Source organism: Brevundimonas sp. Leaf168, from assembly GCF_001423685.1.
GTDB lineage: Bacteria > Pseudomonadota > Alphaproteobacteria > Caulobacterales > Caulobacteraceae > Brevundimonas > Brevundimonas vesicularis_C.
This window is the reverse complement of sequence record NZ_LMOY01000013.1, coordinates 181,552-203,883: the sequence shown is the minus strand read 5'-3', so window position 1 is coordinate 203,883 and position 22,332 is coordinate 181,552. Positions and strand designations below refer to the sequence as shown.

Here is a 22,332-nt window from a genome sequence, read left to right as displayed (position 1 = left end):
GGCGCGGCCCGTCCCAGCCTCTAGGACACGAACGGTTACAGCCACGCCGACGCCCTGGACGACCGATGCCCGATCAGACCGAAAAGCAAACCTTCTCCGACGACGAAGCGCTGGACTTCCACCGCATCCCGACGCCGGGCAAGATTTCCATGGCGCCGACCAAGCCGATGGCGACCCAGCGCGACCTGTCGCTGGCCTATTCGCCGGGCGTGGCCGTGCCGGTCCTGGCCATCGCCGCCGATGCGGACAAGGCCTACGACTACACCTCAAAGGGCAATCTGGTCGCCGTCATCTCGAACGGCACCGCGATCCTGGGCCTGGGCAACCTGGGTCACATGGCTTCCAAGCCGGTCATGGAGGGCAAGTCGGTCCTGTTCAAACGGTTCGCCGACGTCGACAGCTTCGACGTCGAGGTTAAGACCACCGACCCGGACGAGTTCATCACCGTCGTCAAGAACATCGGCGACACCTGGGGCGGCATCAATCTGGAAGACATCAAGTCCCCCGAATGCTTCGTCATCGAAAGCGAGCTTCAGGACCTGCTGGATATCCCCGTCTTCCATGACGACCAGCACGGCACCGCCATCATCTCGACCGCCGGCCTGATCAATGCGGTCCATATCGCCGGCAAGAAGCTGGACGAGATCAAGGTCGTTCTGGCCGGCGCCGGGGCGGCGGGCCTGTCCTCCATCGCCCTGATGAAGGCCGCGGGCGTCAAGGCCGAGAACACCGTGATCTGCGACCGCGACGGCGTCGTCTACAAGGGTCGCGACCACGGCATGGACCAGTGGAAGGCCGCCCACGCCACCGATACGCCCCTGCGCACTCTGGCCAAGGCCATGGTCGGCGCCGACGTGGTGCTGGGCCTGTCCGCCAAGGGCGCGATCACCAAGGAGATGGTCGCCTCTATGGCGCCCAATCCGATCATCTTCGCTATGGCCAACCCCGACCCCGAGATCACGCCCGAGGACGTCAAGTCTGTGCGTTCCGACGCCATCATCGCCACGGGCCGCTCGGACTATGTGAACCAGGTCAACAACGTCCTGGCCTTCCCCTATCTGTTCCGGGGCGCGCTGGACGTGCGGGCGCGCCGCGTGAACCACGAGATGAAGATCGCCTGCGCCCAGGCCCTGGCTGCCCTGGCGCGCGAAGACGTGCCGGACGAGGTCGCCGCCGCCTATCGCGGACGCAAGCTTAAGTTCGGCCCGGACTACATCATCCCGACGCCCTTCGACCCGCGCCTGATCTGGTACATACCGCCCTTCATCGCCCAGGCGGCGATGGACACCGGCGTGGCCCGCGTCCAGATCGAGGACATGGACGCCTATCGTCACGCGCTGCGTTCGCGCGTCGATCCGTCCGCCGCCCTGATGCAGAAAATCAGCTCGGCCGTGCGCGGCGGGCCGAACAAGCGCGTCGTCTTCGCCGAGGGCGAAGAACCCGCCGTCATTCGCGCCGCCTGGGGCTTCAAACAGGCCGATCTGGGCACCCCGATCCTGGTCGGCCGCGAGGATCTGATCCGTCAGAACGCCGCCGAGGCCGGTCTGAACTTCGACGAGCTGGGCATCGAGATCACCAACGCCCGCGTCTCCGACCACAATGTCGAGGACACCGACTGGCTGTACGAAAAACTTCAGCGCCGGGGCTATCTGCGCCGAGACGTGCAGCGGATGATCAATCAGGACCGCAACTATTTCGCCGCCACCCTGGTCGCCAAAGGGCGGGCCGACGCCATGGTCGCGGGCGTGACACGCAACTTCAACATGGCGCTGAAGGAGGTCCAGCGCGTGCTGGACGTGGACGACACCCTGATCGGCCTGTCGATCCTGCTGGCCAAGGGCCGCACCCTGTTCGTCGCCGACACCACGATTCATGAACTGCCCAACGCCGAGGAGTTGGCCGACATCGCCGTCAAGGCGGCCGATACGGTGAGGAAGCTGGGTCGCAATCCGCGCGTGGCCTTCCTGTCCTATTCCACCTTCGGCAACCCGCCCGGCGACCGCGCCGAGAAGGTTCGTGAGGCGATCCGCATCCTGGACAAGAAGGGCGTCGATTTCGAATACGAAGGCGAAATGCCGCCGGAAGTCGCGCTGGATCCCAAGGGTCACGCCGCCTACGCCTTCAACCGCCTGACCAAGCCGGCCAACGTCCTGGTCATGCCCGCCATCCATTCGGCCGCCATCTCGACCAAGCTGGTTCAGGCCCTGGGCGGCGCGACCGTGATCGGTCCGCTGCTGGTCGGTCTGGAGAAGCCGGTGCAGATCGTGTCTCTGGGCGCCTCGGTCAGCGAGATCATCACCGCCGCCACCTTCGCCGCCTATGACGCCGGTCCCGCCTTCCAGGGCTCGGGCCTGACCTCGGCGCCGCGTCCCCCCGCGGCCGTGGTCGAGCGTTGAGCGAAGCCTCGCCATTTCCGCCCGCCGCCCCGCCGCCCCGGCGGGTTGAGCCGGGCCTCTATCTGGTCGCCACGCCGATCGGCAACCTGCGCGACATGACGCTGAGGGCGCTGGACGTGCTGGCCGCCGCCGATCTGGTGCTGGCCGAGGACACCCGCGTCACCGCCAAACTGCTGAGCGCCTATGGTCTGAAGGCCAGGCTGGAACGCTGCGACGACCATGCGTCCGGTCGCGCCGCCGAACAGGCGATCGAACGGCTGCGTGAGGGTCAGGTGGTGGCCCTGGTTTCGGATGCGGGCACGCCGTTGGTCAGCGACCCCGGCTTCGTCGTCGCCCGTGCGGTGATCGCCGAAGGCCTGCCCGTCCATCCGATCCCCGGCGCCTCGAGTCTGTTGGCCGCCCTGTGCATCGCCGGCCTGCCCGCCGACCGGGTGCTGTTCGCCGGCTTCCTGCCGCCCAAGACGGCAGGCCGCACCGCCGCGCTGGAAGGCTTGAAGAGCCAGCGCCAGACGCTGGTCTTCTTCGAAAGCGGGCCGCGCCTGAAGGACAGTTTGACCGACATGGCCGCCGTGCTGGGCCCGCGCCCCGCCGCTGTCGCCCGCGAACTGACCAAACTCTATGAAGAGTGTGTGCGCGGGACGCTGGACGACTTGGCCGTCGATCCCCGTCTGGATAGTCCCAAGGGCGAAATCGTCGTGGTCGTCGGCCCCGGCGAAGCGGTCCAGGCGACCGAAGCCGACGCGGACGCCGCCCTGATCGACGCCCTTCAGACCCTGTCCACCGGCGACGCCGCCTCGGAGGTCGCCAAGGCTTTGGGTCTGAACCGAAAAACCCTTTATCGCCGGGCGCTGGAGCTGAAGGGCAAGTGAAGCGCTTGTCTCGTCCCGCGCCGGTCCGTCGCTCCAAGGCGGCGTGGCGTCAGGCGAAGGGCGGGATGGCGTTCAAGTCCGGTCACGCCGCCGAATGGATCGCAGCCTTCTGGCTCATCCTGCGCGGCTATCGCGTTCTCGGCTTCCGTCTGAAGAGCCGGGCCGGCGAGATCGATCTGCTGGTCTGTCGTGGTCGGGTGCTGGCGGTGGTCGAGGTCAAGCGCCGCGCGACGATGGAGGCGGCCCTGCTGGCGCTGAAGCCGGTCCAGTACGATCGACTGATCGCGGCGGGCGAGGCGATCCGGCGCAATCGGCCGGGCCTGCAACGTCTGGAATTGAGAATTGATATGGTGGCGCTGGCTCCCTGGCGCGTTCCACGTCATCTTCGCGGCGTCGAGAGGCGCTGACGAGGGGATCGCATGACGCGCGAGGAGGCCGAGGCCGTCCTGACCGCCGCCGGTCAGGCCGAAGACGACGCCTTCCCCCTGCTGGAGGCGGCGATCGCCTGCGCCATCCATGACCATCCGTTGCGTGATCCCGAGCCTGTTCGCGCCCTGGCCCGCAACGCCTGCGAGCGGCTGAAGGAGCGGATTGGCGGCGAAGGTCCCGACGAGGCCCTGGCCGAAACCCTGTGCGCGGACCTGCGGCTGAACGGCGACCTGATCCATTACGACCATCCCGACAACACCGACATCATCGCAGTCGCCGAGCGTCGGCGCGGCCTGTCCGCCGTGCTGGCGGTCTTCTATCTGCACGCGGCGCGCGCGGCCGGCATCACGGCGGCCGGCGTCGATTTTCCCGGCCATTTCATGGTTCGCGTCGAGACGCCGGAAGGTCCCGTCGCCCTGGATCCGTTCAGCCAGGGGCGGCTGATCCTGCCCAGCGAACTGACGCGGCGCGCGCTTCGCGCCGGTCTGATGCCGCACGTCGCGGATCGGCTGGATCTTCTGATGGCGCCAGTGACGGATCGTCAGTCGCTGATCCGGCTGCAGAACGTGCTGTTCAGCCGCGCCATTCGCGGTCGGGATTATGAAGGCGCGGAGCGGTCGGCCCTGCGTCGTGCCCTGCTGGACCCCGAAGACCACCGGCCGTGGCTCGATGTCGCCTCGGCGCGCGAGAAGCAGGGGGCGCTCGCGGGCTCTCTGCAAGCCCTGGCGCGGGCTCAGGGTCTGGACGGCGTCGAGGAGGCGCGGCGGTTCACGACCTTCGAACGCGTGCGGATGCAGTTGAACTAGACGACGGCCTCGCCGCGCAGCAGGCGAGGCAAGTCGCCTGTCGCGCCGCCCGCCTCCTGCATGAAGGCGCGGCGCAGAGGGCCGATGCGGTTGACCGCCGCCATGCCCAGGTCGCGCGCCAGACGCACCGGCGCGATGTCGTTCGAGAACAGACGCACGAAGGCGTCGAACCCCGCCGCCAGGGCCGCGTTGTCGAACCGGCGCCAGCGGGCGTAACGCTCCAGCACGGTTTCCGACCCGATGTCCTCGCCCAGACGCGCGGCCTCGGCCAGCACCTCGGCCAGAGCCGCCGCATCCTTCAGCCCCATGTTCAGACCCTGACCGGCGACGGGGTGAACACCGTGCGCCGCATCCCCGATCAAGGCGATGCGCGGCGCGATAAGCTTCTCCGCCAGGCTCAGCGACAGCGGATAGACGAAGCGCGGGCCCTCGACCGTCGCGCCATCCAGAAACTCTCCGAACCGCCGCATCAGATGGGCGTGGAAGGCGTCGTTCGAGGCGTCGCGCAGCGCCTCGCCCCGTCGCGTCGTCTCGGTCCAGACCAGGCTGGCGCGCTGATCCGTCAGAGGCAGGACGGCGAAGGGGCCGCTGGGCAGGAAATATTCGTGCGCGACATTGCCGTGGTCGCGACCCAGCCGCACCGTGGCCACCACGCCGCTCTGGCCATAGCCCCAGCCGACAGTCTCGATCGCGGCGGCGCGGCGCACGGCCGAGCCTCGCCCCTCGGCGCCGACGACCAGGGGCGCGATCAGGGTCGATCCGTCGGCCAGGGTCACGGTCGCCTTGCCCGCATCGGTCGCGACGCTGGCGACAGAAGCCGGGGCCCGCACCGCGATCCCCGCGCGCGTCACCGCCTCGGCCAGGGCCGCACGGATGCGACGGTTCTCGACCATATAGCCCAGCGGCTCGCCGCCGGTGCGGCCTCCGATCTCGTCGGCGTCAAAGCGCAGGAAGGCGGGCGAGGCGGACCGACTGGCCGCGCCCGGCCGACGCCCGTCCGTCACCAGAATATGATCCATCCGACAGGCGTGGGGACGAAGGCTTTCGCCCAGGCCCAGCGCGTCCAGCATGCGGAAGGTCGAAAAGGCCACGGCGGTCGACCGTCCGTCGAAAGTCGGCGCCAACTGGGCGCTGAACGGCTGCGGATCGACCATCACGACCTTCAACTGCGCTTGCGCCGCCGCCAGGGCGAAGGCCGCCCCGGTCAGCCCCGCGCCGGCGATGACGATGTCGTAGCGTTCGATGTCAGCCATGACAGGCTTGTCGCGCCGTCGGGGCCAAAGGTCCAGAGGACGGTTTGTCCCTCGCCAAGGCCAAGCTGGTAAACAGCCCCTTAACCCTGTGGGTGCGACAAAGGCGGTCGAACGTCAGCCGCCGGAAGGTTCGACCCTTCATGTCCACCGCCCTCGTCATCGGCCGCCAGGCCTGGATCAGCGCCCGCATCCTGTGGGACGCGCCCTTCGTGGTGCGGTTCAGGGGCGTCTTGCAGGCGCTGCTGGCGACCCTGCTGCTGGTCGCCCTGGTGTCGTGGAATCCGGCGGACGCCAGTCTGAACGCCGCCTCCAGCCTGCCGACGACCAACTGGCTTGGGGCGAACGGGGCCCTGTTCGCCGACCTGTTCATGCAATCGCTGGGCCTTGCGGCCTGGCCTGCCGCCCTGCTGCTGGTCGCCTTCGGCCTGGCGCGCGCGGTCGGCGATGCGATCCAGCAAAGGCTCAAGCCCACGCCGCTGAAGGCCCTGGCTGCGACCGGCGGGGTGCTGCTGCTGTCCAGCGCGCTCGCCGCCCTGGCCGCGCCCGCCGCCTGGCCGCTCGCCGCCGGTCTGGGCGGTTTGTGGGGCGATGCGGTGACAGGCCTGGCGGCGCGCGGGATCGGCGCCCTGCATATTCCCGGCGGTCGGATCATCGCTGGCCTCGTCTTCCTGGTCGCTGGGCTGTGGCTGGTCGGTTTCGCCATCGGCCTGCGCGCCATGGATTTTCTGGACGTCCTGCACTGGGGCCAGTCGCTGCGCGCACCCGCGCCGCCTCAGCCGAAGCCCCAGGCCGCCCGCGAAAAGGCGCCTGCCAAGGCCCGAGCGCCCCGCGCGGCCCCACCGGAAGAGACGCCGCTGGCCCCGACCTACTCCGAAGAGCCGCCTCAGACCGCCTATGACGACCTGCCGCCTTGGGAGGACGACGCCGTCCAGCCCGCGCCCCGCCCCTCGGCCGCCCGCCCGGTCGAGCCGCGCGTCGCTGCGGTCAAGGCGCCCAAGGTCCGCAAGGACGACTTGGACCAGCAGGCTTTCGACTTCGTGCGGCCCGAGGGCGATTTCGACCTGCCGCCGCTCGGCATCCTGACCAAGCCGGCCCAGCGCGTCGGTTCGGTGGACGAGGACTCCCTGAAACAGAACGCCAAGATGCTGGAAGGCGTGCTGCAGGAGTTCGGCGTGCGCGGCGTGATCGACCAGATCCGTCCCGGCCCTGTCGTGACGCTGTACGAACTGGTGCCTGCGCCGGGCGTGAAGCACGGCCGCGTGGTCGCCCTGGCCGACGATATCGCCCGGTCGATGTCCGCCCGCGCCTGTCGGATTTCCGTGGTTCAGGGCCGTAACGCCATCGGCATCGAACTGCCCAACGCCAAGCGCGAGACCGTCTATCTGCGCGACCTTCTGGCCAGCGCCGAATACGACAAGAAGGGTCACCTGCTGCCCTTGGCGCTTGGTGAGACCATCGGCGGAGAACCCTATGTCGCCGACCTGGCGCGCATGCCTCACCTGCTGATCGCCGGCACCACCGGCTCGGGCAAGTCGGTGGGGGTCAACGCCATGATCCTGTCGATCCTGTATCGCCACAGCCCGGCGGAGTGCCGCTTCATCATGATCGACCCCAAGATGCTGGAGCTGTCGGTCTATGACGGCATCCCGCACCTGCTGGCGCCGGTCGTGACCGATCCGAAAAAGGCCGTCGTCGCCCTGAAATGGACCGTGCGCGAGATGGAGGACCGCTATCGCCGCATGTCCAAACTGGGGGTGCGCAACATCGCCAGCTACAACGAGCGCGCCCGCGAGGCCCAGGCTAAGGGCGAGCATTTCGAACGCACGGTCCAGACCGGCTTCGACGACCAGGGCCGCCCGGTCTATGAGTCCGAGAAGATCCGCCCCGAACCCCTGCCCTTCCTTGTCGTCGTCATGGACGAGATGGCCGACCTGATGCTGGTCGCCGGCAAAGACGTCGAGGGCGCGGTTCAGCGTCTGGCCCAGATGGCCCGCGCCGCCGGCATACACCTGATCATGGCCACTCAGCGCCCGTCCGTGGACGTCATCACCGGCACCATCAAGGCCAACTTCCCCACCCGCATCTCCTTCCAGGTCACGTCCAAGATCGACAGCCGCACCATCCTGGGCGAACAGGGCGGCGAGCAGCTGCTGGGCCAGGGCGACATGCTCTACATGGCCGGCGGCGGGCGGATCACCCGCCTGCACGGCCCGTTCGTCGACGACAAGGAGGTCGAGGACGTCTGCAAACACCTGAAGGCCCAAGCCGAGCCCGACTATCTGGATTTGATCACCGACGAGCCCGACGGCGACGGCGATAACGGTTTCGACGAAAGCGGCGGCGGAGGCTCGGGCGACGACCTGTACGACCGCGCCGTCGCCGTGGTCACCCGCGACCGCAAGGCCTCGACCAGCTACGTCCAGCGTCGGCTCCAGATCGGCTACAACCGCGCCGCCTCCCTGATCGAGCGGATGGAGCAGGAAGGCGTGGTCAGCCCCGCCAACCACGCCGGCAAGCGTGACGTCCTGGCCGGCCCTCCGCCGATGGTGTGACAACAATCGAGGAACGGCTGCGGCTCGGAGCCGTTGTCTGACCCGCTATCGCGTCCAAGCTTCAGCATTTCGATGAACAGGGCTTCATCGCAGCGCCGGAATATGGTCAGGCTCGCGTCATTCCGACGCCAAGCCAACCGGGCAAGACGGCAGGATCGACAACCATCCCGAACGGGAGACGAACTTCATGACCTCGCGCACCAAGACCCTGGCCTTGCCGGCCGCCGATCTGCACCGCCGCAGCCTGCTGCTGGGCGCCGGCCTGACGACCGGCCTGATCGCGCTGGGCGCCTTCGACGCCGCCCATGCCCAGTCCAACCTGTCGGCCGAGGATCGCGCCGTGGTGCAACAGGCGCAGGGCTATCTTCAGGCCCTGACCTCGGCGCAAGGGACCTTCACCGAAACGGGCCCGAACGGCCAGACGCGCCAGGGCCGCTTCTATCTGCAGCGTCCCGGCAAGATGCGGTTCGAATACACCAACCCCGCCGGTCTGCTGGTCGTGTCGGACGGCTATAACGTCAAACGCTACGACCCGCGTCTGAACAGCTTCCAGCAGGTGCCGCTGGGTCGCACCCCGCTGTCCACCTTCCTGGCGCGCAATGTGCGGCTGGATCAGGGCGTGCGTATCGAGCGCGTGACCCGGATGGCCTCGGGCGCATTCGCCATCACGGCGCGGGATTCCAACCGCCCGAACGACGGTCAGGTCGTGCTGGCCTTCGCCGGCAATCCGATGCGGCTGCAGGAATGGACCATCACCGATCCTCAGGGCGCCCGCACCCGGACCCAGCTGACCGCGCTGCGGCCCGCGTCCGGCCTGTCGGCGCGCCTGTTCCAGCTCAGCGATCCGACCCGTCGTCCCGGCCGCAACTAAGGGCGTTCAGTCTAGAGTGTTCTTGGGGGCGGGTGACCATTCCTCAACCCCTGTTCCCCTAGATTGGCCGCATGAGCGCGACCGCCCCGCCATCCGGCGTCCCATCGCTGAAATGGATCGCGGCGGTCGGCGCGGGCGCCTTCAGCCTGTTCATGCTGGGCGCAATGGTGGTCGAACCGGCTCTGAATCGCCTGATCGCGCCGATCGACGCCTCTGCCAGACCTCGCGTGTCCGGACAGGTCGAGGTCGGGGAAGTCGTGCTGTCCGGCCGCTACGTCGCGGCCAAGTCCGACATGGCGCTCGACGTGGACGGCGGCGCGCTGAGCACGACCACGGGCGGCCGCCTGACCTCGTCGCCGCATCGGCTGGTTCAGGCGGATCAGCAGGCCAGCGTCTCAAAAAGTTTCACCGACGCCATGGCCGTGCCGCCGACGGCCCAGATTGAGGTGCGGCGCGTCACGGCTGACGAAGACACGCGGCTGTGCGCCGGTCATCCCGTCGGATGGCTGGCCTTGGCCGTGCGGCGCGACGGTTTCGTCCTCATGCCGGTGCGACAGGGACCGCCGCCGGGCGCCCTGCTGGCCGACGACCGCCTGTGCGCCGTGCTGGACCTCAGCCGATGATGCGAGCCATGATGCTGGCGGCGCTGATCGGCCTGGCGGCGGCGCTTCTGACCTGGACCCGGCCCGGCGCGACGGATCGGGCGACAGACCCCGTCGTCATTCAGGTGCTCGACAACGGCTTTCACACCGATATCGCCGTCCCGCGCGCCGCGCTTGAACGCCGCGGCGGTCCTCTGGCGCTTGCAGTCCAATCCTTGGCGCCCGGCGACTGGATACTGATCGGCTGGGGCGATGCGAAATTCTACGTCGATCAGCGGCCGATTTCGGATCGCTTGCCCGACGGGGCGCGCGCCTTTCTGCATCCCGGCAATCGATCGGTGCTGATGCTGGCCCCTCGACGCGACGATCCGCGCCTTGCCTATGGCGAAGACAGCGCCGCCCTGACCTTGAGCCGCGCCGCGTTCGATCGTCTGGCCGCGCGGGTCGAGGCCTCGCTTGATCTGTCGAACGGCCGGCCGCACATCGCAGCCCTGCGTCCCGGCGACGACGCGCGCTTCTTCGCCAGCCGCGAGACCTTCTCCATCCTGCATCTGTGCAATCACTGGACTGCCGGTGTCCTGAACGCCGGCGGCGTGGCGATCCGGCCTGTTCCGGCCATCACCTCGGGCGAGGTGATGCGCTCGGTTCGGACCGCCGAACGGGCGCGAAAACTGGACAGACCCCCGCTGCGGGACTAGACCGCCCGACTTTCGCCTATCCGGCCGGGTCCGATCCCCAGCGGGCGAACAAGAAGGAGAGGCCGATGGCCCACAAGCAACACACCCGCAACGCCTCCGGCCCCGCCGGACCCAGCCAGCGCCAGCTGCGCGCCGGCGAGCTGATCCGTCACGCCCTGGTCGACATCCTGCGCGAGGAGGATATCCGCGACGAGGCCCTGGCCGGGGTGTCCATCACCGTGACCGAGGTGCGCCTGTCGCCGGACCTGAAACACGCCACCTGTTTCGTCGAGCCTCTCGGCGCCGGCGTCGAGGCCGCGCCGACCAATGGCCATGAGAGCGAGATCATCAAGGCGCTGAACGTCCACGCCAAATTCGTGCGCGGCCAGCTGGGCCGTCGCCTGGACATGAAGTTCACGCCCGACCTGAAGTTCCGCCACGACGAAAGCTTCGACGCCGCCAGCCACATCGACCGCCTGTTCGACGACCCCCGCGTGCGCGCCGACCTGGAGCGCCGCGACGACGAGGGCGATCAGTGATCCTCCGGCCTCAAGTAGCGCGAAGCGCGGTAGGCCAAGCATAATGGCTCGCAAGAAGAAGGGCGACATCGTCGACGGTTGGGTCTGCCTGGACAAGCCGTTCGAGATGGGATCGACCGAGGCCGTCAGCCGCATCCGTCGCCTGTTCAACGCCCAGAAGGCCGGTCACGCCGGAACGCTGGACCCGCTGGCCAGCGGCATCCTGCCCATCGCGCTGGGCGAGGCGACCAAGACCGTGCCGATGATGATGGAGGCGCAGAAGGTCTATCGCTTCACCATCAACTGGGGCGTCTCGACCGACAGCGTGGACCGCGAGGGCGAGATTATCGGCCGCTCCGACGTGCGTCCCACGGTCGATCAGGTAAGAGCCGCCCTGCCTGCCTTCGTCGGCGAGATCGACCAGACGCCGCCGCGCTTTTCCGCGATCAAGGTGGACGGCGCCCGCGCCTATGACCTGGCCCGCGACGGGGTGGAGTTCGAGCTTCAGGCCCGCCGGGTGACGATCCATTCGGCCGAGGTGACGGATGCGCCCGACGCCGACCACGTGGAACTGACCATCCGCACCGGCAAGGGCGTCTATGTCCGCTCGCTGGCCCGCGATCTGGCCGCCGCCCTCGGCGCCGAGGGTCATGTCAGCGCCCTGAGACGCGAGCGCGTGGGGCCGTTCAGCACGCAAAACGCCGTCACTCTGGATTCTCTGGAGGAAATGGTGCATAGGGGCGCCGCCTCGGAAGGCTTGCTTGCCGTCGCGACCGCTCTGGACGACATCCCGGAACTGGCCGTGAATGAACAGGACGCCTTCTCGCTTCGGCAGGGACGCCCGATCGTTCTGCTCCCCCGTCAGGTGGAAACCCTCAAGGATCGTCTCACCGGCGGTTCGCGCACGGTTTCAGCCTTTCAGGGCCAGACCCTCGTCGCCCTCTGTCAGTTGCGGGCCGGCCGGCTAGAACCCGACCGCGTTTTCAACCTCTAGGCCCGCGCCATCCGGCAAGGGCCGAGACCCCACGGCCTCAAGTAGCGCGAAGCGCGATAGGCCAAGAAAGGACTCTACGATGTCGGTTACTGCTGAACGCAAGCACGAGATCATCGCCGATAACGCCCGCTCCGCTGGCGACACCGGCTCGGCCGAGGTTCAGGTCGCGATCCTGTCGGAACGCATCGCCAACCTCACCGAACACTTCAAGACCCACAAGAAGGACAACCACTCGCGTCGTGGCCTTCTGAAGATGGTTTCGCAACGTCGCCGCCTGCTCGACCACCTGAACAAGGTCGACGCCGGTCGCTACCAGGCGCTCATCTCCAAACTGGGCCTGCGCCGCTAAGGCGTCGGAACAGTATAGAATACGCTTTCGAGGCGCGGGCGGTCACGTCCGCGCCTCGTTGTGCAACTAAGCGCTTCCAGGCCAAGTGGCTGCCGGTTGGCCGCCCGGGAAGCGTGACTACAAGACACGACCTGTGCGCCGCAGGACTTACCGGCGCAGCTGCGAGGGCCATGACGGTCCTCTCCCGGTCGTCGCGATGGCGCGGCGGCCTCTGGATCGAAGGACTGAACGCCGACGCATCCGCCCCATGATGGGACCCCGCACGGAATACGCCGTCCGGGATACGAAAGACGAAATATGTTCGACATCAAACGCAAGACGATCGATTGGGCCGGCCGCCCGCTGACCCTGGAAACGGGCCGCATCGCCCGCCAGGCCGATGGCGCCGTGCTGGCGACCTACGGCGAGACCGTGGTTCTGGCCACCGTCGTCTATGGCCGTGCGCCCAAGCCCGGCCTGGATTTCTTCCCCCTGACGGTCAACTATCAGGAAAAGACCTTCGCCGCCGGCAAGATCCCGGGCGGCTACTTCAAGCGTGAAGGCCGTCCGTCCGAGAAGGAAACCCTGGTCTCCCGCCTGATCGACCGTCCGATCCGCCCGCTGTTCGTCAAGGGCTTCAAGAACGAGACCCAGGTCGTCGTGACCGTGCTGCAGCACGACATGGAAAACGACCCCGACGTTCTGGGCATGGTCGCCGCCTCGGCCGCCCTGACCATTTCGGGCGTGCCCTTCATGGGCCCCATCGGCGCCGCGCGCGTCGGCCTGATCGACGGCGAGCTGGTGCTGAACCCCGCCATCGACCTGATCCCGTCCTCGGACCTCGACCTGGTGGTCGCCGGTACGCAAGACGCCCTGATGATGGTCGAATCCGAAGCCAAGGAGCTGTCGGAAGAGAAGATGCTCGAGGCCCTGATGTTCGCGCATGCGGGCATGCAGCCGGTGATCGACGCCATCATCGAACTGGCTGAACACGCCGCCAAGGAGCCCTTCGACTTCCAGGCCGAAGATCACTCCGACGTCGTCGCCTCGATCAAGTCGCTGGTCGGCGAAGACATCAAGAGCGCCTACACCCACGCCGGCAAATACGAGCGCCGTTCGGGCGTCGACGCCGCCAAAAAGGCCGCCGCCGCCAAGCTGGTGAAGACCGACGAGAACCCCGACGGCGTCGACGGTTCCAAGTTCTCGGCCGCCTTCAAGGAGTGCGAAGCCGAAGTCCTGCGTCGCGACATCATCGAGAACGCGCACCGCGTCGACGGCCGCGCCCTCGACAAGGTCCGCGCCATCGTGTCGGAAGTCGGTGTCCTGCCGCGCACCCACGGTTCGGCCCTGTTCACGCGTGGGGAAACCCAGGCGCTGGTCGTCGCCACCCTCGGCACCGGCGAGGACGAGCAGTACATCGACAGCCTGCAGGGCACCTACAAAGAGAACTTCCTGCTGCACTACAACTTCCCCCCCTATTCGGTGGGTGAAGCGGGCCGCATGGGTTCGCCCGGCCGTCGCGAAATCGGTCACGGCAAGCTGGCCTGGCGCGCGATCCGTCCGATGCTGCCGACCAAGGAAGACTTCCCCTACACCATCCGTCTGGTCTCCGAGATCACCGAGTCGAACGGCTCGTCCTCGATGGCCACGGTCTGCGGTTCGTCGCTGGCCCTGATGGACGCCGGCGTGCCGCTGGTCCGTCCGGTCTCGGGCATCGCCATGGGCCTGATCTTGGAGCCGTCGGGTGAGTTCGCCATCCTGTCGGACATCCTGGGTGACGAAGACCACCTGGGCGACATGGACTTCAAGGTCGCCGGCACGTCTGAAGGCATCACCAGCCTTCAGATGGACATCAAGGTCGCCGGCATCACCAAGGAGATCATGAAGCAGGCCCTGACGCAGGCTTCGGCCGGTCGCCTGCACATCCTGGACGAGATGTCCAAGGCCATGGATGCGCCGCGCGCCGAACTGGGTGAACACGCGCCCAAGATCGAAACGGTCAAGATCCCCGTCGACAAGATCCGTGAAGTCATCGGTTCGGGCGGCAAGGTCATCCGCGAGATCGTCGAGAAGACCGGCGCCAAGATCGACATCGGCGATGACGGCACAATCAAGGTCGCCGCCAACGACCAGGAGAAGATCGACGCCGCCAAGGCCTGGATCCAATCCATCGCGTCGGAGCCGGAAGTCGGAACCATCTACTCCGGCAAGGTCGTCAAGGTCGTCGATTTCGGCGCCTTCGTGAACTTCTTCGGCGCCAAGGACGGCTTGGTCCACGTGTCCCAGATCGCTCTGGAACGGGTCGCCAACCCGGCCGACGTCCTGTCGGAAGGTCAAGAGGTCAAGGTCAAGTTCCTGGGCTTCGACGATCGCGGCAAGACCAAGCTGTCGATGAAGGTTGTCGATCAGGCCACGGGCGAAGACCTGACGGCCAAGATCAACGCCGAGCGCGCCGAGCGTGGCGAAGAGCCCCTGTCGGAAGACACCGGCGGTCGTCCGAAACGTGACGGCGGTGATCGCGGTGGCGATCGCGGACGTCGCCGTCGCGACTAAGCGACCTCGCATCCAAGACTGATGAGGCCCGGCGGAGCGATCCGCCGGGCCTTTTTCTTTGGGGCCGCGCAACGGCTGTCCGCGATTTCACTTGCCGCTTCGGCCCATGCAGTTTCCATTGCCGCATCCAAGTTCGAGGGGCCGTTCCATGTTCGATCGTCGTCGTCTTCTTCAGTCCGCCGCTTTGGGCGCCGGTCTCGTCGCCGTGGGCGGCCCCGCCTTCGCGCGTCAGGCCGGGGCATCGCAGGGCGACGCCGCCGCCCAACTCAAAACCTTCATGGACGCCACGTTCGAGCAGACGCTGGACAAGAGCCCTGAGGTCGTCACCATGTTCGGCATGGACAAGGGCGACCGCGCCGCCGCCAAGTCCAAACTGACCGTTCCGACACGCGCCGAGGAAGACGACCAGCGCGCCTTCACGCGTCGCCAACGCGCCGAACTGTCCCGCATCGACCGCTCTAAACTCGATGCCCGCAACGCCAACTACTACGACAGCCTGACCCAGAATTTGGACGGGGTGATCGCCACCTACGACATCCCCTACGGCCAGGGCGGCTGGCCCAATCCGTACCGCGTTAGCCAGCAGGGCGGCGCCTATCAGTCCACGCCCGACTTCCTGGCCAACCAGCACACCATCGAGACGGCCGCCGACGCCGACGCCTATGTCGCCCGCGTCAGCGCCTTCGCCGACGTGCTGCTGGCCGAGACGGATCGACTGAAGGAAGACTATGCGCTGGGCGTCATCCCGCCCGACTTCATCCTGGCCAAGGCCATCCGCCAGCAGGACGGCGTCTTGGCGACCCCGGCGGCGAGCTCGCCCCTGACCCAGTCGATCGTCGACCGGGCCCGCGCCAAGGGTCTGATCGGCGACTGGGGCGCCCAGGTCGAACGGCTTGTGACCGAGCGGGTCTATCCGGCCCTGGCCGCCCAGAACGCCGTGCTGAAGGCAGCCCAACCGAACGCCGTGCACGAGGCCTCGGTGCGCCGCCTGCCGCAGGGCGAGCAGTATTACGCCAACAGCCTGCGCTACATCACCACGACCCGGCTGACCGCCGACGAAATCCACCGCACCGGCGTGGAACAAATGGCCGATCTGACGGCGCGCGCCGATGTGTTGCTGAAGGCGCAAGGCCTGACGCAGGGTTCGGTCGCCGAGCGGATCAAGGCCTTGGGGGATGATCCCAAATACGTCTACGCCAACACCGACGCCGGCAAGGCCGAGCTGATCGCCAAGCTAAACGCCCAAATGGCCGACATGCAGGCCCGCCTGCCCAACGCCTTCGGCCGTCTGCCCAAGGCCAAGGTCGAGATCAAGCGCGTCCCCACCGAGATCGAGGCCGGGGCGCCGATGGGCTATTACAACTCGCCCAGCCTGGATGGGACGCGGCCCGGCATCTATTGGATCAATCTGAAGGACACGGCGGAATGGCCGTCCTGGACCCTGCCGACCCTGACCTATCACGAGGCGACGCCGGGTCACCATCTGCAGATCAGCCTGCAGCAGGAGAGCGAGTCCGCGCCGCTGCTGATGAACCTGCTGGGCTTCTCGTCCTACGTCGAAGGCTGGGGGCTATATGCCGAACAGCTGGCCGACGAACTGGGCGCCTATGAGAACGATCCGATGGGTCAGATCGGCTACCTGCAATCGCTGATGTTCCGCGCCGCGCGCCTGGTGGTCGACACCGGCATCCATTCCAAGGGCTGGAGCCGCGAACAGGGCATCCGCTACATGATGGAGGCCTATGGCGATCAGGAAGGCGCGGCGACGTCCGAGGTCGAACGCTATTGCGGATGGCCGGGCCAGGCCTGCGCCTACAAGGTTGGCCACAACGAATGGGTCCGCCTGCGCGAAAAGGCTAAGACGACCTTGGGACCCAAGTTCGACATCAAGGGCTTCCACGACACGGCGCTCGCCGCCGGCGGCGTGCCCCTGTCGGTGCTGGAACGGATCGTCGACGGCTGGGTCGCGACCCAGGCCTAGTTTCGGCGCTCAGTCGGCGACGGTCAGGCCGTCGGCCTGGCGCAGGCGGTTGTGGATGTCGGTGGCGGCGACGGCGGCTTCGGCGGTCGCGACGGCGATCTGGTTGAGGCCGCGCACGACGTCGCCGGCGGCATAGAGGCCCGGCACGCTCGTGGCCTGATGCAGATCGACCTCCAACCGGCCGTCGTCGGCCAGACGCGCCTCCAGCCCCTCGGCCAGTTCGGCGTTCGGCGATGTGCCCAACGCCGAATAGACAAGGTCGAATGCGCGGCTCTGGCCGGCGTAACTTAGGGCCGTCACCCGGTCGTTTTCGATGTCGATCGCGTCCAGCGGCGCCAGGATCAGTTCGACGCCCAGCCGTTCCAGTTCGTCGCGCCGGCTGAGCGCGTCGGGCGCGCCGATATGGATCAGGGTCACACGGTCGGAATAGGTGCGCATGAAGGCAGCCTCCCGCGCGCCCTTGTCGCTCTGGCCGATGATGGCGACAGCCTTGTCGGTCGCCTCATAGCCGTCGCAGATGGGACAGATGCGGACCAGCGCCTTGCGCACCGCGTCCTCGACACCCGGCAGATCCGGATGGTGATCGACGACGCCGGTCGCCAGCAGGACGGCGCGGGCGCGGATGGTGCGGCCATCCATCTCGGCGACGAAGCCGTCGCCGTCCTGGGTCAGCCGCTGGACGCGACCCGATTCGACGACCGCGCCATACTCCTCGGCCTGCTCGCGCATCCGCTTGAGGATGTCCGCGCCGGTGACGCCGGCGGGAAAGCCCGGCATATTGTGACTGAGCGGAATCCAGCAGGCGCGCGGCGCGCCGCCATCCACCACCAGGGTCCGCCGACGAAAGCGGCCGAGATAGGTCGCCGCCGTCAGGCCGGCCGGACCGGCGCCGATGATCAGAACCTCTGGGTCGTTCACCGCGTGCGCCAGGTAACAGGCCACAGGTCGGACGGCACGCCGGCGCATTCGCCCATCACGCTTTCCTGCGTCAGGGTGAAGCCCTGTCCCGTCCAGGCCCAGGTCTGCGCCGCGCCGCAATCGCCGAGGCCGCGCGCCTTCGCAAAGGCCGACAGGGTGCGGGTCTTGGGATCATAGGCGCCGTTGATGGTCGCGTTGTCGGGCATGACCGGATCGGACCCGGGCCCTTCCGATCCGGCGAGGACCGCAGGTCGCGGATCGCGACCACCCGGCCCCGTCAGATACCAGTTGTGCGTCAGGTTGTAGGCGCCGGCGCCGCAGGGCACGGCCCACAGCTCGGTGCGGGCGTCCAGGCGAGCGGACATGACCATGTCGCTGATGTCGGGCGTGGCGGATTCCTTTAGGCAATCGCCGACCTCGGTGCGGGCGCGCAGCGCGGCGGGCAGGCGCTGGTTCTGATCGCCGAACCCGGCCTGATCGACGGCCGGGGCGGGGGTGACGGTCGGCAGCGACGGCGCGACCGGCACAAGGGCGGCCGGACGGTCGCCGCGTCGGATCAGGGCAGTTGGCGTATCCAGACGTCCCTGCTTCTCGTCGATCCACAACAGGGCGGCGGCGGCGCCGTGCAGCGACACCTCCTGGGTCGAGGCGCCGCGAATGATCATGACCTTGCCCTGGGCCAGGGCGTCGAGGGCGGTACGGGCGCCGTCGCGGATTTCACCAACGGGCGCCTCGGCGTCGCTCGCCTCGCCGAGCACGGCCGGATAGGCGCGGCCGTCGATGGTCAGGCTGAGGGAGCCGGCGCCCTTGGCCTCGCCTTCGGGCCAATAGCCGAAGAGGATCTGCGGCTGGGCGTCAGGGCCGGGCGCCAGGGTGATACGGACCCAACCGGCTGCGAACTCTGGCGCAAAGCCGAAGGCCCAGCATGTCCCGTCGTTGCCGCAGGTGGCGCTCCAATCCCGGAAAGTCTTGGTTTCAGGGCGGATCTGCAGCACCGGCGCAGCGGCGGCCGGCGCAGCAGAACGGGCGGCCTTGGTCGCGGCAGGCATCTTGGCCGCATCCTTGTCTCCGCATCCGGCGATGGACAGCGCAGACAGGACAAGGGCCGAAAGGGCGACGCCGCGCCACAGGCCGTTCAGAGTCATGCCTTCTTCAACTCCGACGGCTTGTGCGCCGCGAGTGCGCCGGTCTTGGCGCTCTCGACGATATACTCCGGATTATCCTTGGAGGCCGCAACCTTGTGGCCCTTGATCTTGGTCTCCGAGGTGACCTTCTTGACCACCTTGCCGGTCGTGGTGCCCTGGCTGTGGTCCCACTTCACCTTGTCGCCGGCCTTGAACGTCTTTTCTGACATGATTGTGCTTCCTGCTGTGTCGCTTCCTGTTCAGCGATCAGCCTGCGCATCAGTTCCGCATCGATCACGGGCGGCGCCTCGCAGAAGGTGACGATCCAGCGATCCACCAGCTGGCGCTCTTCCTCCGTCATCCTGCCGTCCATCTCTGTTGCTGGGTTCAAGAGAAGTCCGGGGGCGGCAAAGGGTTCAGGACCGATCTGCGTTATTCCGGGCGGCGACGACGGGCGGCGGGGTTTGCGCGGGCGCGCGGCCTCGCTATACCGCCGCCACGACATTCCCTTCCCCACAGTCACAGGCGGACCGCACGCATGGCCAAGATCAAGGTCGAAAACCCCATCGTCGACATCGACGGCGACGAAATGACCCGCATCATCTGGCAGATGATCAAGGACAAGCTGGTCTTCCCGTTCCTGGATCTCGAGTTGGACTACTACGACCTGGGCATGGAGCACCGCGACGCCACCGACGACCAGGTGACGATCGATGCGGCCCACGCGATCCAGAAGCACGGCGTCGGCGTGAAGTGCGCCACCATCACCCCGGACGAAGCCCGCGTGCAGGAGTTCGGCCTGAAGAAGATGTGGAAGTCGCCGAACGGCACCATCCGCAACATCCTGGGCGGCGTGGTCTTCCGCGAGCCGATCATCTGCTCGAACGTGCCGCGCCTGGTTCCGGGCTGGACCCAGCCGATCGTCGTCGGCCGTCACGCCTTCGGCGACCAGTACAAGGCCACCGACTTCCTGATGCCCGGTCCCGGCACCCTGACGATCAAGTTCGTCGGCGAGGACGGCGAAGTGATCGAGCATGAGGTCTACAAGGCCCCGGGCGCCGGCGTGGCCATGGCCATGTACAACCAGGACGCCTCGATCCGCGAGTTCGCCCACGCCAGCTTCGCCTATGGCCTGCAGCGCAACTACCCGGTCTATCTGTCGACCAAGAACACGATCCTGAAAGCCTATGACGGCCGCTTCAAGGACCTGTTCCAGGAAGTGTTCGACGAACATTACGCCGAGGAGTTCAAGGCGCGCGGCCTGACCTATGAGCACCGCCTGATCGACGACATGGTCGCGGCTGCGATGAAGTGGTCCGGCGGTTTTGTCTGGGCGTGCAAGAACTACGACGGCGACGTGCAGTCCGACGTCGTGGCCCAGGGCTTCGGCTCGCTGGGCCTGATGACCTCGGTCCTGATGACGCCGGACGGCAAGGTGCTGGAGACGGAGGCCGCCCACGGCACCGTGACCCGCCACTATCGCCAGCATCAGAAGGGCGAGGCCACCTCGACCAACTCGATCGCTTCGATCTTCGCCTGGACGCGCGGCTTCAAGCACCGCGCCAAGCTGGACGGCAACGCCGCCCTGGATCAGTTCGCCGACACCCTGGAGAAGGTGGTCGTGGACACCGTCGAGGCCGGCTTCATGACCAAGGACCTGGCGCTGCTGGTCGGCGATCAGCAGGGCTGGCTGACCACCGAGGGCTTCCTCGACAAGGTCGCCGAGAACCTGAAGACCGCTCTGCCGGACGTGGGCTGAGGATAAGGGGAGTTGGAACGCCACGAGGCGTCCGGCCCCCTCCACCGCTTCGCGGTCCCCCTCCCCCGATGGGGGAGGAGACGTCCTCAAGCAGCGCGAAGCGCGATAGGACAAACAAGAATGGCCCCGTCGGATCGCTCCGGCGGGGCTTTTCGTTGTGCGAAGGGCCGGGGCGTGCATGATCGGCGGTAATGAGGATGCGTTCGTGAAGCGGCTGTTCGGAAACCTGGTGCTGGCGGCGGTGGTCGTGGCGGTGCTGTCCTTCTTCGCGGCGCCCGCGGTGGCCTTCTTCGCCATTCGGTCGGCGGCCGAGGCGAACGACGTGGCGGGGCTGGCGCGCCTGATCGACTTCAACGCCGTGCGCCAGTCGTTGCGGCCGCAGCTGGCGGGGCGGCCCGAGGCGATGGCGCCTGCGCCGTCCTTCCTGGAAGATCCCATCGGCGCCTTCAGGCGTCAGATCGAGCAGAACCCGATCCTGCGCCAGCCGGACGTCGACGCCTATCTGACGCCCGCCGCCCTCGACGCCCTGCTGAAGGGCGAGGGCCGATACGCCAGCCAGCGCACGGCGGCGGGCGTGGCGCCGGCCTCGGAACGCAGCCGCAAGCCCTGGCCCAGCCCCGCCTATTGGAGCGTCAACCGGGCGCGCATGGCGGTGACGGATCAGGGCGGGTCGCGCACCCTGTTCACCTTCGAGCGGCGCGGGCCGTTCGAGTGGAAGCTGGTTCACATCGGCCTGCCCGACGGGACGGCGCCGGCGACGCCGGCCGTCACCGTCACCCCCCGATAAACCCGGCAACCGACGCCGCCCAGCCTGCGTTGGCTTTCCAAGGAGACGACATGAGCCGCAAGATCATAACCGGAGCCCTGATCGCCGTCGTCATCGGCGTCGTCGTCGCCCTGTTCGCCTCGCCCTTCGTCGCCGCCCAGGCGCTGGTGCGGGCCGCGCGCACGGGGGATGCGGCCGGGCTGGAGCGGCAGGTGGACTTCCCGGCGTTCCGCACCAGCCTGAAGAGCGAGCTGAACGCGCGCGCCGCCTTGGAAATCCGTAACCGGACCAAGGGCGACACCGGCCTGGCCGCGCTGGGCATGCTGCTGGCCCCGTCGCTGGTCGAAGGCGCGGTGGACAACTTCGTCACGCCGCAGGGCATCGCCGCCATGGTTCGCTCCGGCGAGACGCCCGAACCGGAACGGCCCGTGCCCGCCGACGACACGCCGGCCGCGGACAAGGACAAGATCCGCCAGTCCTGGGCCTATCGCGGGCTCAACACCTTCGCCGTCACCCTGACGCGCGACGACCGGCCGGACGATGCGCTGGTGCTGATCATGGAACGCCGCACGCCATTTACCTGGAAGCTGGCCGGGGTCGATCTGACGCCCGACCCGATGGGTTGAGACGGTCGGGGACAAAAACACCGTCTAAAGTGTCTAATTCGTCTGATTGGACGGCGGGGCGTCGATCAGAAAGTGAGTGCAATTGGTGCACTTTGCCTTTGGGTGCGCGGCCTCCTCTGTGGTGAGCGCAGAGTATAGGCCGTCCCTGCGGCATGCGCAGGAAGCGGACGCTGCGGCCGTCTAAGCCGCTGAGTTGCAAGGCTGTCAGGTTCCAAATTTCGATGGATTACCCTCTCCCTTCGGGAGAGGGCTTGAGCGCACGAGCGAGCAGCGATCGTACTTGCGCGAAAGGGCGAGGGTCGGCTGGTGC

21 protein-coding genes are annotated in these 22,332 nt (G+C 67.6%); 16 read left to right on the top strand and 5 right to left on the bottom strand.

The window, feature by feature from the left end; all coding sequences use genetic code 11:
- Positions 1 to 65 precede the first annotated feature (65 nt).
- From ASF81_RS14240 to ASF81_RS14225, 4 genes are read left to right on the top strand one after another with little or no spacing between them, the layout of a single operon-like run.
- Positions 66 to 2,396, top strand: a complete 2,331-nt coding sequence (locus ASF81_RS14240) for an NADP-dependent malic enzyme (RefSeq protein ID WP_055809790.1) — start codon at positions 66 to 68, stop codon at positions 2,394 to 2,396.
- Positions 2,393 to 3,265, top strand: a complete 873-nt coding sequence (rsmI, locus tag ASF81_RS14235) for a 16S rRNA (cytidine(1402)-2'-O)-methyltransferase (protein ID WP_055809787.1) — start codon at positions 2,393 to 2,395, stop codon at positions 3,263 to 3,265. Before ASF81_RS14240 ends, rsmI begins: the two co-directional genes overlap by 4 nt.
- A 5-nt stretch (positions 3,266 to 3,270) precedes the next feature.
- Positions 3,271 to 3,672: a YraN family protein gene (locus ASF81_RS14230; RefSeq protein WP_200932981.1), complete on the top strand. Its 402-nt coding sequence runs from the start codon at positions 3,271 to 3,273 to the stop codon at positions 3,670 to 3,672.
- Positions 3,673 to 3,684: 12 nt separating this feature from the next.
- Positions 3,685 to 4,500 carry a SirB1 family protein gene (locus tag ASF81_RS14225; protein ID WP_039246771.1) on the top strand — a complete coding sequence of 272 codons (816 nt, stop codon included), beginning with the start codon at positions 3,685 to 3,687 and terminating at the stop codon, positions 4,498 to 4,500.
- Here ASF81_RS14225 and ASF81_RS14220 read toward each other — a convergent pair.
- Positions 4,497 to 5,753, bottom strand: coding sequence for a UbiH/UbiF/VisC/COQ6 family ubiquinone biosynthesis hydroxylase (locus tag ASF81_RS14220; RefSeq protein ID WP_055809784.1), 1,257 nt, complete (start codon positions 5,751 to 5,753; stop codon positions 4,497 to 4,499). The two genes, ASF81_RS14225 and ASF81_RS14220, sit on opposite strands and share 4 nt — an antisense overlap.
- Before the next feature lie 140 nt (positions 5,754 to 5,893).
- Between ASF81_RS14220 and ASF81_RS14215 the strand changes: the two genes are divergently transcribed.
- The 9 genes from ASF81_RS14215 to ASF81_RS14175 all read left to right on the top strand — a co-directional run bounded on the left by ASF81_RS14215 (position 5,894) and on the right by ASF81_RS14175 (position 16,829).
- Entirely contained in the window at positions 5,894 to 8,305 is a 2,412-nt protein-coding gene (locus ASF81_RS14215) for a DNA translocase FtsK (protein ID WP_055809779.1), read from the top strand.
- A 187-nt stretch (positions 8,306 to 8,492) separates the two neighbouring features.
- Positions 8,493 to 9,176, top strand: a complete 684-nt coding sequence (locus ASF81_RS14210; RefSeq protein ID WP_055809775.1) for an outer membrane lipoprotein carrier protein LolA — start codon at positions 8,493 to 8,495, stop codon at positions 9,174 to 9,176.
- Between the two features lie 71 nt (positions 9,177 to 9,247).
- Entirely contained in the window at positions 9,248 to 9,799 is a 552-nt protein-coding gene (locus tag ASF81_RS14205; protein ID WP_055809772.1) for a hypothetical protein, read from the top strand.
- Entirely contained in the window at positions 9,796 to 10,476 is a 681-nt protein-coding gene (locus tag ASF81_RS14200; protein WP_055809768.1) for a DUF2459 domain-containing protein, read from the top strand. The genes ASF81_RS14205 and ASF81_RS14200 overlap by 4 nt, the downstream gene beginning before the upstream one ends.
- A 65-nt stretch (positions 10,477 to 10,541) precedes the next feature.
- Positions 10,542 to 10,994, top strand: a complete 453-nt coding sequence (gene rbfA / locus ASF81_RS14195; RefSeq protein WP_055809765.1) for a 30S ribosome-binding factor RbfA — start codon at positions 10,542 to 10,544, stop codon at positions 10,992 to 10,994.
- A 43-nt stretch (positions 10,995 to 11,037) separates the two neighbouring features.
- Positions 11,038 to 11,967: a tRNA pseudouridine(55) synthase TruB gene (gene truB / locus ASF81_RS14190; RefSeq protein WP_055809762.1), complete on the top strand. Its 930-nt coding sequence runs from the start codon at positions 11,038 to 11,040 to the stop codon at positions 11,965 to 11,967.
- 79 nt (positions 11,968 to 12,046) lie between these two features.
- Positions 12,047 to 12,316, top strand: a complete 270-nt coding sequence (rpsO, locus tag ASF81_RS14185) for a 30S ribosomal protein S15 (protein ID WP_017506665.1) — start codon at positions 12,047 to 12,049, stop codon at positions 12,314 to 12,316.
- A 297-nt stretch (positions 12,317 to 12,613) separates the two neighbouring features.
- Positions 12,614 to 14,848 (top strand): polyribonucleotide nucleotidyltransferase, encoded by a 2,235-nt coding sequence (gene pnp / locus ASF81_RS14180; RefSeq protein WP_055809759.1) that lies wholly within the window; start codon positions 12,614 to 12,616, stop codon positions 14,846 to 14,848.
- Positions 14,849 to 14,996: 148 nt separating this feature from the next.
- The gene (locus ASF81_RS14175) at positions 14,997 to 16,829 is read left to right on the top strand and encodes a DUF885 family protein (protein WP_055809756.1); all 1,833 of its coding nucleotides are present in this window, start codon (positions 14,997 to 14,999) and stop codon (positions 16,827 to 16,829) included.
- A gap of 9 nt (positions 16,830 to 16,838) precedes the next feature.
- Here the strand turns inward: ASF81_RS14175 and ASF81_RS14170 are convergent, their stop codons facing one another.
- From ASF81_RS14170 to ASF81_RS15145, 4 genes are read right to left on the bottom strand one after another with little or no spacing between them, the layout of a single operon-like run.
- Complete coding sequence (locus ASF81_RS14170; RefSeq protein ID WP_235559381.1) at positions 16,839 to 17,747, bottom strand: NAD(P)/FAD-dependent oxidoreductase; 909 nt, start codon at positions 17,745 to 17,747, stop codon at positions 16,839 to 16,841.
- Positions 17,744 to 18,892: a DUF1176 domain-containing protein gene (locus ASF81_RS14165; RefSeq protein WP_055809750.1), complete on the bottom strand. Its 1,149-nt coding sequence runs from the start codon at positions 18,890 to 18,892 to the stop codon at positions 17,744 to 17,746. The genes ASF81_RS14170 and ASF81_RS14165 overlap by 4 nt, the downstream gene beginning before the upstream one ends.
- Positions 18,889 to 19,101: a DUF2945 domain-containing protein gene (locus ASF81_RS14160; protein ID WP_055809746.1), complete on the bottom strand. Its 213-nt coding sequence runs from the start codon at positions 19,099 to 19,101 to the stop codon at positions 18,889 to 18,891. Before ASF81_RS14160 ends, ASF81_RS14165 begins: the two co-directional genes overlap by 4 nt.
- Positions 19,065 to 19,232: a hypothetical protein gene (locus ASF81_RS15145; protein ID WP_156146789.1), complete on the bottom strand. Its 168-nt coding sequence runs from the start codon at positions 19,230 to 19,232 to the stop codon at positions 19,065 to 19,067. Before ASF81_RS15145 ends, ASF81_RS14160 begins: the two co-directional genes overlap by 37 nt.
- A gap of 177 nt (positions 19,233 to 19,409) precedes the next feature.
- Here ASF81_RS15145 and ASF81_RS14155 point away from each other — a divergent pair, with 177 nt between their 5' ends.
- The 3 genes from ASF81_RS14155 to ASF81_RS14145 all read left to right on the top strand — a co-directional run bounded on the left by ASF81_RS14155 (position 19,410) and on the right by ASF81_RS14145 (position 22,022).
- Positions 19,410 to 20,630, top strand: coding sequence for an NADP-dependent isocitrate dehydrogenase (locus ASF81_RS14155; protein WP_055809741.1), 1,221 nt, complete (start codon positions 19,410 to 19,412; stop codon positions 20,628 to 20,630).
- A 205-nt stretch (positions 20,631 to 20,835) separates the two neighbouring features.
- Positions 20,836 to 21,417, top strand: a complete 582-nt coding sequence (locus ASF81_RS14150; RefSeq protein WP_200932977.1) for a DUF2939 domain-containing protein — start codon at positions 20,836 to 20,838, stop codon at positions 21,415 to 21,417.
- A gap of 50 nt (positions 21,418 to 21,467) precedes the next feature.
- Positions 21,468 to 22,022, top strand: coding sequence for a DUF2939 domain-containing protein (locus tag ASF81_RS14145; RefSeq protein WP_055809735.1), 555 nt, complete (start codon positions 21,468 to 21,470; stop codon positions 22,020 to 22,022).
- The last annotated feature ends 310 nt before the right edge of the window (positions 22,023 to 22,332 follow it).

Coding starts and splice junctions, on each gene's coding strand:
- truB (WP_055809762.1), top strand. CDS start 11,038: ATGGCTCGCAAGAAGAAGGGCGACATCGTCGACGGTTGGGTCTGCCTG.
- ASF81_RS14160 (WP_055809746.1), bottom strand. CDS start 19,101: ATGTCAGAAAAGACGTTCAAGGCCGGCGACAAGGTGAAGTGGGACCAC.
- ASF81_RS14210 (WP_055809775.1), top strand. CDS start 8,493: ATGACCTCGCGCACCAAGACCCTGGCCTTGCCGGCCGCCGATCTGCAC.
- ASF81_RS14175 (WP_055809756.1), top strand. CDS start 14,997: ATGTTCGATCGTCGTCGTCTTCTTCAGTCCGCCGCTTTGGGCGCCGGT.
- ASF81_RS14205 (WP_055809772.1), top strand. CDS start 9,248: ATGAGCGCGACCGCCCCGCCATCCGGCGTCCCATCGCTGAAATGGATC.
- rpsO (WP_017506665.1), top strand. CDS start 12,047: ATGTCGGTTACTGCTGAACGCAAGCACGAGATCATCGCCGATAACGCC.
- ASF81_RS14215 (WP_055809779.1), top strand. CDS start 5,894: ATGTCCACCGCCCTCGTCATCGGCCGCCAGGCCTGGATCAGCGCCCGC.
- ASF81_RS14155 (WP_055809741.1), top strand. CDS start 19,410: ATGGCCAAGATCAAGGTCGAAAACCCCATCGTCGACATCGACGGCGAC.
- ASF81_RS14220 (WP_055809784.1), bottom strand. CDS start 5,753: ATGGCTGACATCGAACGCTACGACATCGTCATCGCCGGCGCGGGGCTG.
- ASF81_RS14225 (WP_039246771.1), top strand. CDS start 3,685: ATGACGCGCGAGGAGGCCGAGGCCGTCCTGACCGCCGCCGGTCAGGCC.
- ASF81_RS14240 (WP_055809790.1), top strand. CDS start 66: ATGCCCGATCAGACCGAAAAGCAAACCTTCTCCGACGACGAAGCGCTG.
- ASF81_RS14165 (WP_055809750.1), bottom strand. CDS start 18,892: ATGACTCTGAACGGCCTGTGGCGCGGCGTCGCCCTTTCGGCCCTTGTC.
- ASF81_RS14145 (WP_055809735.1), top strand. CDS start 21,468: ATGAGCCGCAAGATCATAACCGGAGCCCTGATCGCCGTCGTCATCGGC.
- ASF81_RS14200 (WP_055809768.1), top strand. CDS start 9,796: ATGATGCGAGCCATGATGCTGGCGGCGCTGATCGGCCTGGCGGCGGCG.
- pnp (WP_055809759.1), top strand. CDS start 12,614: ATGTTCGACATCAAACGCAAGACGATCGATTGGGCCGGCCGCCCGCTG.
- ASF81_RS15145 (WP_156146789.1), bottom strand. CDS start 19,232: ATGACGGAGGAAGAGCGCCAGCTGGTGGATCGCTGGATCGTCACCTTC.
- rbfA (WP_055809765.1), top strand. CDS start 10,542: ATGGCCCACAAGCAACACACCCGCAACGCCTCCGGCCCCGCCGGACCC.